This window comes from Saccharopolyspora karakumensis (genome assembly GCF_004349225.1).
Taxonomy (GTDB): Bacteria; Actinomycetota; Actinomycetes; order Mycobacteriales; family Pseudonocardiaceae; genus Saccharopolyspora; species Saccharopolyspora endophytica.
Map to the genome: position 1 here is coordinate 38,829 of NZ_SMLA01000052.1, position 10,786 is coordinate 49,614.

Here is a 10,786-nt window from a genome sequence, read left to right on the forward strand (position 1 = left end):
AGTTGGAAATCCCGGAGAACTCGGGCACATTCCGGCGTGCCCGGAACCGATCTTGTCCCCTCCACGTGGTTCCATTCGGTGCGTGCCTCCCGCGACTTCGCCCGTGCTCGTGCGCCGCGCCGAGACCGCGCGCCGCGCCACGACCTGGGACGAAGCGGGTCGCCGGGCGCTGGAGCACTCCTTCGGGTTCCTCCGCGTCCTGGGCGGTCCGGGAACGGGGAAGTCGACGCTGATCGCCGAGATCGCGGCCGACCGGATCCGAAACCGGGGCGTGTCACCGGAGAACGTCCTCGTGCTCACGTCCAGCCGCCGCGCGGCGTCGTGGATGCGCACCGAGATCACCCGGTTGCTCACCGGATCCGGCGAGGACGTGCGCACCGCACCGGAACCGCTGGTGCGCACCGTGCACTCCTACGCCTTCGCCGTCCTGCGGCTGCAGGCGGTGCGAGACGAGCTCCCGCCGCCGCAGCTGCTCAACGGCCCCGACCAGGACGCCCTGGTCCGCGAACTGCTGGAAGGCGACGTCGAGCAGGGCGCTCCCGACTGGCCGGAGCCGCTGCAGCCGGCCCTGACCGTCCCGGGCTTCGCCGAGGAGTTGCGGGACCTGCTGCTGCGCGCGGCCGAACGCGGCGTCGACCCGGACCGGCTGATCGCCCTCGGGCGCGAGCACGGACGCCCGGAATGGGTGGCCGCCGGACGGTTCGGCCGCCAGTACGAACAGGTCACGCTGCTGCGCGGCGCCGGAGGCTCGCAGGCCCCGGCCCTGGACGCCGCCGAGCTCGTCGGCTCCGCGCGCCTGGCCTTCGCCACCGACTCCGGGCTGCTCATGGCCGAGCAGGACCGGGTCCGGTACGTGCTGGTCGACGACGCGCAGCACCTGGACCCGCAGCAGTACCGGCTGATCCGCACGCTCGGCGACACCGCCACCGAGTTCATCCTCGCCGGTGACCCGGACCAGTCCGTCTACACCTTCCGCGGCGCCGACCCGCGCTGCCTGCTCGACGCCGATCCCGGCGGCACCGACACCGCGGTGCTCACGGTCGATCACCGCATGTCCAAGTCGGTGCGAGAAGCCGTGCAGCGCTTGGCTTCCCGGCTGCCCGGCCACGGTCCGCAGCGCCGCCTGGTCGAACCCGAGCCGGAGTCCCAGCAGGACGAGACGGCCGGCGGCGCGGTGCAGGTGCGGTTGCTGGCGACCGAGGCGCAGGAGGCGGCGTGGGTCGCCGACCAGCTCCGCCGCGCTCACCTGCTCGACGAGATCCCCTGGTCCCGGATGGGTGTGGTGGTGCGCTCCACGGGCCGGTCGCTGCCGGTGCTGCGGCGCGCGTTGCTGGCCGCCGGAGTGCCGATCGCGCTGCCGGTGGACGACGTGCCGCTGTCGCAGCGCGCCGCCGTCCGTCCACTGCTGACACTGCTGCGGTGCGCGGTCCGCCCGCACGAGCTCGACGCCGACGCGGCGGCCGTCCTGCTGTCCTCGCAGCTCGGCGGCGCCGACCCGCTGGCGCTGCGCCGGTTGCGGCGGGGTCTGCTGCGCCTGGAGTCGGCGTCGGGCGGCAGCCGTCCCAGCGGTGTGCTGCTGGTCGAGGTGCTGCGCGACGGCGACCGGCTGGCCGCGCTGGAGGACTCGGCCGCCGAACCGGCCCGCCGCGTCGCGGCTCTGCTGCGCACCGCGCAGGAATCGGCGGACAAGGGTCAGAGCGTCGAGGAAACCCTGTGGCGGGTGTGGAAGGCCAGCGGGCTGGAGAAGCGCTGGGTCGCCCAGTCCGAGCGCCACGGCGTCACCGGCGCGCAGGCCGACCGCGACCTGGACGCGATCGTGGCGCTGTTCGACGCGGCGGCCCAGTTCGTCGACCGGTCTCCCGGCAACGACGCGGCCGGGTTCGCCGACTACCTCGCAGACCAGCAGATCGCCGGGTCCTCGCTGGCGCCGACCGCGCCGCGGGACAACGCGGTCCAGATCCTCACCGCTCACGCCGCCACCGGGCAGGAGTGGGACGTGGTGGCGGTTCCCGGCGTGCAGGAGGGCAGCTGGCCCGACCTGCGGCTCCGCGGCTCGCTGCTCGGTGTCGAGCACCTGGTGGACGTGCTGTCGGGGATGACCGCGGAACGGGTGTCGGCGACGGCGCCGCTGCTGGCCGAGGAACGCCGGCTGCTGCTGGTCGCCGCCAGCCGCGCCCGCCGCAGCCTGCTGGTCAGCGCGGTGCGCGGCGAGGACGAGCAGCCGTCCCGGTTCCTCGACGAGCTCGACGGCGTGGAGAGCGATCCGGATTCCGCGGAACGCCCGATCGCCCGCCCGGAGCGGGGCCTCACGCTGGCCGACCTGGTCGGTGAGCTGCGCCGGGTGGTCTGCGACTCCGAGGAGCCCGAGGAGCGCAGGCGCCGCGCGGCCGGGCAGCTCGCCCGGCTCGCCGCCGACGGCGTGCCCGGCGCCGACCCCGACACCTGGTACGGCCTGCCCGCACCGTCCACCGACGCGCCGCTGGTCACCGGCGACGACCCGGTCAAGGTCTCGCCCTCCACGGTGGACATCCTCGCGAAGTGCCCGCTGCGCTGGCTGGTCGAGCGCAACGGCGGCCAGGACACGGCCGAACTCGCCGCCGTCACAGGAACTCTCGTGCACGCGCTGGTGCAGGCCGCCGCCGACGGCGCCGACACCGACCAGCTCCACCGGGCGCTCGACGAGGCCTGGCAGACCATCGACGCCGGGGCGCCGTGGTTCTCCCGCAAGGAACGCAAGCGCGTCGAGGGGATGCTCAACGCGTTCGTCGTCTGGCTGGTGCAGTCCCGCGCCGAGCTCACCCAGGTCGGCGTGGAGCGCGACCTCGACGTCACCGTGCAGGGCCGCGAAGGCGGTCCCCGGCTGCGGTTGCGCGGCCGGGTCGACCGGCTCGAGTCCGACGCCTCCGGGCGGCCGGTCGTCGTCGACGTCAAGACGGCGAAAGCACCGGTCAGCAAGGGTGACGCCGAGGAACACCCGCAGCTGGCGGTCTACCAGCTGGCCGCCGCGCTCGGCGCCTTCGGCGACGAGCAGGAACCCGGGGGAGCCCGGCTGCTCTACGTCGCCAAGTCCGACCGCAAGGGCTCGGCGACCGAACGCGCGCAGGAACCGCTCGACCAGGAGAAGATCAAGGTGTGGCTCGACGTCGTGCACAGCGCCGCCGAGTCCAGCCTCGGACCGGCCTACGTGGCCAGCGAGAACACCGACTGCCCGCGCTGCCCGGCGCGCACCAGCTGCCCGGTTCACCCAGCAGGTAGGCAGGTTTCGCAGTGATCAGTCCACAGCGGATCGCCCAGGCGCTCGGCCTGCACCAGCCCACGCCCGAGCAGGCCGAGGTCATCGCCGCACCGCCCGAACCGGCGCTGGTGGTGGCCGGTGCCGGGGCGGGCAAGACCGAGACGATGGCCGCGCGCGTCGTGTGGCTGGTCGCCAACCAGCTGGTCACGCCCGAGCGCGTGCTGGGTCTGACATTCACCCGCAAGGCCGCCCGCCAGCTCGCCGACCGGGTCCGCGCCCGGCTGCGCAGGCTCGCCGGGTCCGGCCTGCTCGACGAGGTCGACCCGAGCGGGCAGTTGCGCTCGGCGGTGCTCACCGAAGAACCGACCGTGCTGACCTACCACGCCTACGCCGGGCGCATCGTCGGCGAGCACGGCCTGCGCGTGCCGGTGGAGCCGGGCGCGCGGCTGCTCACCGCGACCGCCTCGTGGCAGCTCGCGCACCGCGTGGTGGCGAGCTGGACCGAAGACCTCGACACCGACAAGGTGCCCACCACGGTCACCAGCTACCTGCTGGCGCTGGCCGGTGAGCTCGCCGAACACCTCGTGAGCCCGGACGAGCTGCGGGTGCACGCGGAGAAGCTCTGCGAGGCGGTGGAGAACGCGCCGCGCGCCAAGGGCCAGCGCGCCAACCTGCCGCAGGACCTGGTGAAAGTCGTCGCCGCGCAACGGCTCCGGATCGCGATGCTGCCGCTGGTCGAGGAGTACGCGCAGCGCAAGCGCCGCGAAGGCGCGATGGACTTCGCCGACCAGATGTCGCTGGCGGCCAACCTCGCCGCCGGTCACCCGGAGGTCGTCGAGGGCGAACGCGCCCGCTACGGCGCGGTGCTGCTCGACGAGTACCAGGACACCGGACACGCCCAGCGCGTCCTGCTGCGCTCGCTGTTCGGCGGCGACTCCGCGTCCCTACCGGTCACGTCGGTGGGCGACCCCGCGCAGGCGATCTACGGCTGGCGCGGTGCGAGCGCTGCGAACCTGCCCCGGTTCACCACCGACTTCCCGCGCACCGAGGCCGACCACCTGGCTCCCGCGCACCGCTACGGACTGCTGACCAGTTTCCGCAATCCCGAAGAGGTGCTGCGGATCGCCAACGCGGTCTCCGAACCGCTGCGCAGGATCGGCCTGGAGGTCGACGCGCTCCGCGCTCGCGAAGGCGCCGAGGACGGCGACATCCGGGTGCTGCTGGCCGAGCACGTCCGCGCCGAGCGAGAGTGGGTCGCCGACCGGATCCACGCCCAGTGGCAGTCCTCGATCGACGAGACCGGCCGACCGCCGACCGCCGCCGTGCTGGTGCGCCGCCGCGCCGACATGGCCGACATCGCGGTCGCGCTGCGGGAACGCGGTCTTCCGGTGGAGGTCGTCGGACTCGGCGGGCTGTTGGACGAGCCGGAGGTGCGCGACCTGGTCAGCGCGCTCCGGCTGCTCGTCGACCCGCTCGCGGGCACGGCCGCGGCCCGGCTGCTGACCGGTTCGCGCTGGCGGATCGGAGCCGCCGACCTGGCGGCGCTGTGGGAGCGGGCGCGGGAGCTCGGCACGCAGTTCTTCGGCGAACCCGAGTCGGACGACGCCACGGCGGTGGTCCACGCCGCGCTGCCGGGCGAGAACGCCGAGCAGGCGGGCCTGGCCGACGCGCTCGACGACCCCGGCCGGCCCGAGCGCTACTCCGAGCAGGGCTACGACCGCATCCGCAGGCTCGGCGGCGAGCTCGCCGCCCTGCGCCGCCGCCTGGACCAACCGCTGCCGGAGCTGGTCGCCGACGCCGAGCGCACGCTGCTGCTGGACATCGAGAGCCTGGCCCGGCCGGGCGGTGTGGGCCGCATCCACCTAGACGCCTTCGCCGACGTGGTCACCTCGTTCGCCACCGCCAGCCCGTCGGCGACGCTGCCGTCGCTGCTGGACTACTTCGCCGCCGCCGAGCGCGCCGAGGACGGTCTGGAACCCGGTGAGGTCGAGGTCGCCGACGACCGCGTGCAGATCCTCACCGTGCACGCGGCCAAGGGCCTGGAGTGGCAGGTCGTGGCCGTTCCGCACCTGGTCAACGACGTCTTCCCCGGCAAGCGCAAGTCCTCGTCGTGGCTGCGGTCGGTGACCTCGCTGCCCGCCGAGCTGCGCGGCGACGCCCCCGACCTGCCCAAGCTGGACGTGGACCGGCTGAACGGGCTGGACCGCAAGGAGCTCGGCGAGGCGCTGGGCATCCACGACGAGGAGTTCGAGGCCCGCAGGCTCGCCGAGGAGCGCCGCCTGTTCTACGTCGCGGTGACCCGCTCGGAGCGCACGCTGCTGCTGTCCGGGCACTGGTGGGGCGAGAGCGGTGACCGGCCCAAGGGCCCGTCGGACTTCCTCACCGAGACCGCGGAGGTCGTGCACGGCGACCGCGTCGGCGTCATCGACGAGTGGTGCCCGACCCCGGACGAGGACGCCGAGAACCCGCTGGCCGACGAGGTCCGCTCCGCCGAGTGGCCGGTGGATCCGCTGGGACAGCGTCGCGAAGCCGTCGCCGAAGGCGCGGAACTGGTCCGCACGGCCCTGTCCGCGGTGGATTCGATCGAGGTGGACGAGGACCCCGATGGCTGGGCGCGCGACGTCGACGTCCTGCTGGCGGAGCGGGCCGCCGCCGCGCAGCGCCGCGAGCAGGTCCGGCTGCCCGACCACCTGTCGGTCAGCCAGCTCGTCGAGCTCGCCGGTGACACCGACGCGCTGGCCCGCAGGCTGCGGCGTCCGCTGCCGTACCCGCCGAACCCGATGACCCGCCGGGGCACCGCGTTCCACGCCTGGCTGGAGCACCGGTTCACCTCCTCGGCGCTGCTCGACGTCGACGAACTGCCCGGTGCCGCCGACGATTCCGCTCCGATGCACGAGGACCTCGCCGAGCTGCAGAAGGCGTTCCTCGAAGGCTCCTGGGCCGACAGGACCCCGCACCGCGTCGAGGTGCCGTTCGAGACCCAGGTGGAGGGGATCGTGCTGCGCGGCCGGATGGACGCGGTCTTCGCCGATCCCGACGGCGGCTGGACGGTCGTGGACTGGAAGACCGGCGGAGTCCCCAGCGGCGACCAGATCCCGTCGCTGTCGGTGCAGCTGGCCGCGTACCGGCTGGCGTGGGCGGAGCTGTCGAAGACCCCGCTGGAGGAGGTCCGGGCCGCCTTCCACTACGTCCGCCACGACTACACGCTGCGACCTGCGGATCTCCGGGACGCCGAAGGTCTTCGCGAGCTCATCACCGCGGTCCCGAAGAACCCTGAAATGAGTACACGTTCGGGTGGTGGAGCTTGAGTTCGGGGTGCGCGGCGGTCGACTATGCCCGCGATGAACACCGACTGGAAGCTCACCACTCCGCCTGAATCCGCAGTGCGCGTGGACGCCGAAGTTCTCGCCATGCGCGCCCCTCTGGTGCGGGTCCACCGCGACGATGAGGGCACCTGGTCCTTCGAGGGCCCGAGCGCCACGGGTCGGGAGTCCAAGCAGACCAAGCTGCAGGCCGTCGTCGGCGCCTGGCCGCACGTGGCGGCGCTGTCCGAACTCGACGCCGGGACGGCCGTCGTCTGGTCCTGGCGGCAGCACGGCTGGGCCGTGGAGTTCGAGTGCGAATGCGGCACCTGCGAGCAGCCGGTGGCCGGCGACATCGATCGCCAGAGCTGGCCCTCGGAACTCCAGCCGCACACGATCATCAGCGTCGAGCAGGTCGCGCTGTCCGGGCAGCGCCCGCTCACCGACATCATCAGCACCCCGGGCGGCATCGCGATGCTCGGCCCCGGCGAGCACCGCCGCACGGTCGACCTGATGACCCCGGTGGCGCTGGCCAACGTCATCCGCCGCTGGCCGCACACTGTCCAGGCGATGCGCGTTCTCCAGGAGAACCGCGGAATGCGCTGGAACCCCGACGGCCTCAACTGGCACGAATACGCCGTCGCCTGACGTTCTCAGGCCGCGACCGCGCTGTTTCAGGTGCGGGACTCAGCCCGCACCGCCGCGGGTTCTCAGCGGTTCTCCGGGGAGGACGCCGCGACGCCGTGCATTGGCATGCATCAGGAGTGGTGCCCGCACCCGGAGAAACGCTGAGGTTCCGCTCCCCGCACCGCCAAGCGCGCCGAGTGACATTTCCACTCGTTTCAGGCGTTCTCCGTGAGTTGCGGGTGCTCTAGGAGCCGAGAGTAGAGGACTTCCAGCAGCCAGCGCCCGAACATCGACGAGCCGAATTCCGCGGCGCGGTTCTCCGGCGGGATCACGAGCTTGCCGGAATCGTCGGGACCGGTCGTGACGACCCCGGCGCCGTAGTAGTCCAGCTCCAGCATGGACAACGCGTCGTACCGCTGCTGACCGGGCAGGACCACCGCGCACGGGGCGAGCGACAGCAGCATCCCGCAGGCGCGCAGCGCGCGGGACGGCTTGGACACCGGAACGAGAATTCCGATCAGGTCGACCGCCGCCACCGGCAGCTGGTCGTGGTGCTCGGGTTCCGACCACGCCTTGAACCACGCCGGGTTGAGCTCGGGCTCCCAGCCGTTGTTCAGGCGCCATTCGTGGACGTCCGGCCGGATGCGGGCGACCGCGGTGAACCGGGTGTCGAGAACATCCACATCCGGTACTAATCTCCCGTCCCAACCGAGAGCGCGGGCCGCGTGCTGAAGCTGCTGCACGGTCGCATGGTAAACGCCCGGACCCCGATTTCGGGATGGTGTTTCCCCATTGATTCGACACAATTCCGGGCGGCCATCTTCCGGATGTGCGGAGCGGTTACTGTTCAACGCCGTGAGTGGTCACAACGTCGGGGAGCGCGACTCATGAATCGAGGTCCCAGCCAGCTGTTCGGCAGGCACCACGCCGAGGAAGAGCTGAGCACCAGGCCCGATCACGCACTCGTGGGTGTCATCCGCATGCCGGGCACCGTGACGAGTCCTGTGCGCTCCATCATCCGCCGCATCCTGGGCGCGATGGTGGCGCTGGCCGCCACGGTCGCCATCGTCTACATCGGCCGGGACGGTTACCGGGATTCGGCGGGTGGCGAGCTCAGCGTGCTCGACGTCGTCTACTACGCCACGGTGTCGCTGTCGACGACCGGTTACGGCGACATCACCCCGGTCAGCGACCGGGCGCGGCTGGTGAACGTGCTCGTCATCACTCCGCTCCGCGTGCTGTTCCTCATCGTCCTGGTCGGCACGACACTGGAAGTGCTCACCGAGCGCTCGCGGCAAGCTTTCAAGATCCAACGCTGGAGGTCCAAGGTGCGCGACCACGTGGTCGTCATCGGATACGGAACCAAGGGCCGTTCCGCGGTCACCGCACTGCTCGGCGAGGGTGCCGACCCCGGCCGCATCGTGGTGGTCGACACCGACCGCGCGTCGCTGGAGTCGGCGTCCGCGCAGGGCCTGGTGACGGTCAACGGTTCCGGTACCCGCTCGGACGTGCTGCGCGTGGCGGGCCTGCCGCGCGCCCGCGCGATCGTGATCGCCCCCGCTCGCGACGACACGGCGGTGCTGGTGACCCTGACCGCCCGCGAGCTGGCCCCGAAGGCGCAGATCGTCGCCGCGGTCCGGGAAGCGGAGAACGTGCACCTGCTGCGCCAGTCGGGCGCGGATTCGGTGGTGGTCTCCAGCGAGACGGCGGGCCGCCTGCTGGGCATGGCGACGTCGACGCCGTCGGTGGTGGAGATGTTCGAGGACCTGCTCAGCCCCGAGGTGGGTCTGGCGATCGCCGAGCGCGAGGTGGAGCGCCAGGAGGTCGGCGGTTCGCCGCGGCACCTGACCGACATAGTGCTGGGCGTGGTCCGCGACGGCGAGCTCTACCGGGTGGACGCTCCGGAAGCGGACGCGATCGAGGCCGGCGACCGGCTGCTCTACGTGCGGAAAGTGACGCCGCCGCAAACGTGACCTTCTCACAACGGGTCTCGGGCACTTCCGGTTCTGGGTCTCTGGGACTATCGGTGTTGTGGGAAGCACGCGAGGTTCGGCCTCGGTGGCGTCGATCCTGCTCGTCCTGGGCGTTCTCGGCGTTGTGGTGGCCGGTGTGACGGTCTGGCCGCTGGTCGCGGCGTCCGGGCAGCGGCAGGTCGCCGAGCGCCGGGCGACGGCGACCGTGGTCGAGCCGCGCCCGTGCGGGGCGCGGGCGGCCGGTGACGTGGTCGAGGTGCAGATCGACGGCCAGACCCGCCGCGCCACCTTCGACGGCTGCGGGCACACCCGCGGTCAGCGCCTGGACGTGATGGTTCCCGCCCGCGCATCGGGGAACCTGCGCGTCACGCCGGTGAAAACCCAGCAGACCGAACTGGAGGCGCTCGCGTGGCGCACCCACATCGTGCTGATCACGCTGGCCGCGGTCGCGGGCGGAGGCTACGGAATCCTGCTGGGCCGCCGCTAATCCACGTCGCTCGGCGGTGAGAGCCACGTGTTGCACTGGGTGATCTCGTTCTTGCTGAACCCCTGCTCGACCCAGGTGGAGTTGGTCTGGATGCTGCCGTGGTCGTCGACGTCGCTGTTCTCGTCGCCGCGCGCGGCGGAGTCGCGCAGCGCGGGGAAGACGAGGTCGTTGCTGACGCCGCCGTTCTGCAGCGCGGCGAGGCTCATCCCCTCGAAGCAGGTGGCTTGCAGCTCGGAGCGCCGGGTGAGTTCGAGACCGGCCTCGGTGTCGGCTCCGGCGTTGGCCGATGCGCTGCCGTAGGCGGCGTTGATGCCGGAAAGCCGTTGCAGCGCATGGCCGAACTCGTGCGCGAACTGCCCGAGGAACACGCCGGCCTCGCTCCTGCCCTCGATCTCGGAGTAGTAGCGCGCGGTCATGTAGATGGTGTTGTCCTGCGGGCAGTACAGCGCCGTCTGGTCCCAGGTCCGCAATCCGCAGGGCGTGCCGATGTCGTCCCCGGTGGTGACGACCCTCGGTGCGTCGGTGGGCAGGTTCGCCTCTTCCAGAGCCGGTTCCCACGCCTGCATCAGGCAGGGCAGCGCGGCCTGGTAGAAGGCGTCCTGCGAGGCCACGTCGGTGGAGAACGCCGGGAGCGAGCACGGCGTGGTGACGGCCCCGTTGCCCTCGATGTTGATCGGGTTGTCCCCGAGCTTCGGCACGGGCTGCTCGGCCTCGAGGTCCTCGGACGTCGAGGTCTGCTCGGAAGTGGTCGTCTCCGCGGTGGTTTCGCCGGTGGTGGTCGGGCTCGCCGCGATGGGTCCGTCCACCGGTTCCTCGGCCCTGTCGGCGGACACGGAAGCGGCGACGGCCCCCACGGTCCCGATCCCGAACAACGCCACCGCCGCCAGCACGAGCCCGACGACGAGCCCGGTGTTGTTCCGCTGCGGCGCCTGCGGCGCGCACTGAGGAACCCGAGGAATCGGCCCGGTCGGCCGCTCCTCGAACGGCACCCACGCCGCATGCCCGTAGCCGGCTGGTGGCGCTTGCCCAGGCGGCGGGCCCTGCCCGGGCCCCGGAATCAGCCCAGGTCGGGAAGGCTGCTGCCACTGAGGGGGCTGCCACTGCGGAGGAACGGGAGGTGTCATGCCCGGAACCCCATCGACCACCGCCGAGACCCCTCACC

7 protein-coding genes are annotated in these 10,786 nt (G+C 72.3%); 5 read left to right on the forward strand and 2 right to left on the reverse strand.

The window, feature by feature from the left end; translation table 11 throughout:
• Positions 1–82: 82 nt before the first annotated feature.
• Genes E1202_RS25275 through E1202_RS25285 form a run of 3 tightly spaced genes read left to right on the forward strand, consistent with a single transcriptional unit; the run spans position 83 to position 7,185 of the window.
• Positions 83–3,271 carry an ATP-dependent helicase gene (locus E1202_RS25275; protein ID WP_235878993.1) on the forward strand — a complete coding sequence of 1,063 codons (3,189 nt, stop codon included), beginning with the start codon at positions 83–85 and terminating at the stop codon, positions 3,269–3,271.
• Complete coding sequence (locus tag E1202_RS25280) at positions 3,268–6,543, forward strand: ATP-dependent helicase (RefSeq protein WP_132685623.1); 3,276 nt, start codon at positions 3,268–3,270, stop codon at positions 6,541–6,543. The genes E1202_RS25275 and E1202_RS25280 overlap by 4 nt, the downstream gene beginning before the upstream one ends.
• Before the next feature lie 33 nt (positions 6,544–6,576).
• Positions 6,577–7,185 carry a hypothetical protein gene (locus E1202_RS25285; protein ID WP_235878994.1) on the forward strand — a complete coding sequence of 203 codons (609 nt, stop codon included), beginning with the start codon at positions 6,577–6,579 and terminating at the stop codon, positions 7,183–7,185.
• Between the two features lie 194 nt (positions 7,186–7,379).
• Here E1202_RS25285 and E1202_RS25290 read toward each other — a convergent pair whose 3' ends face one another.
• Positions 7,380–7,907, reverse strand: coding sequence for a hypothetical protein (locus E1202_RS25290; protein ID WP_132685625.1), 528 nt, complete (start codon positions 7,905–7,907; stop codon positions 7,380–7,382).
• 144 nt (positions 7,908–8,051) lie between these two features.
• Between E1202_RS25290 and E1202_RS25295 the strand changes: the two genes are divergently transcribed.
• Positions 8,052–9,137 carry a potassium channel family protein gene (locus E1202_RS25295; RefSeq protein ID WP_132685626.1) on the forward strand — a complete coding sequence of 362 codons (1,086 nt, stop codon included), beginning with the start codon at positions 8,052–8,054 and terminating at the stop codon, positions 9,135–9,137.
• A gap of 58 nt (positions 9,138–9,195) precedes the next feature.
• A complete protein-coding gene (locus E1202_RS25300) occupies positions 9,196–9,624 on the forward strand; it encodes a hypothetical protein (RefSeq protein ID WP_132685627.1) in 429 nt (142 codons plus the stop codon).
• Here the strand turns inward: E1202_RS25300 and E1202_RS25305 are convergent.
• Positions 9,621–10,613 carry a neutral zinc metallopeptidase gene (locus E1202_RS25305; RefSeq protein ID WP_235878995.1) on the reverse strand — a complete coding sequence of 331 codons (993 nt, stop codon included), beginning with the start codon at positions 10,611–10,613 and terminating at the stop codon, positions 9,621–9,623. The two genes, E1202_RS25300 and E1202_RS25305, sit on opposite strands and share 4 nt — an antisense overlap.
• Positions 10,614–10,786: the final 173 nt, after the last annotated feature.

Bases quoted from the DNA above. Each gene is read 5' to 3' on its own strand.
- E1202_RS25285 (WP_235878994.1), top strand. From the start codon at position 6,577: ATGAACACCGACTGGAAGCTCACCACTCCGCCTGAATCCGCAGTGCGC.
- E1202_RS25295 (WP_132685626.1), top strand. From the start codon at position 8,052: ATGAATCGAGGTCCCAGCCAGCTGTTCGGCAGGCACCACGCCGAGGAA.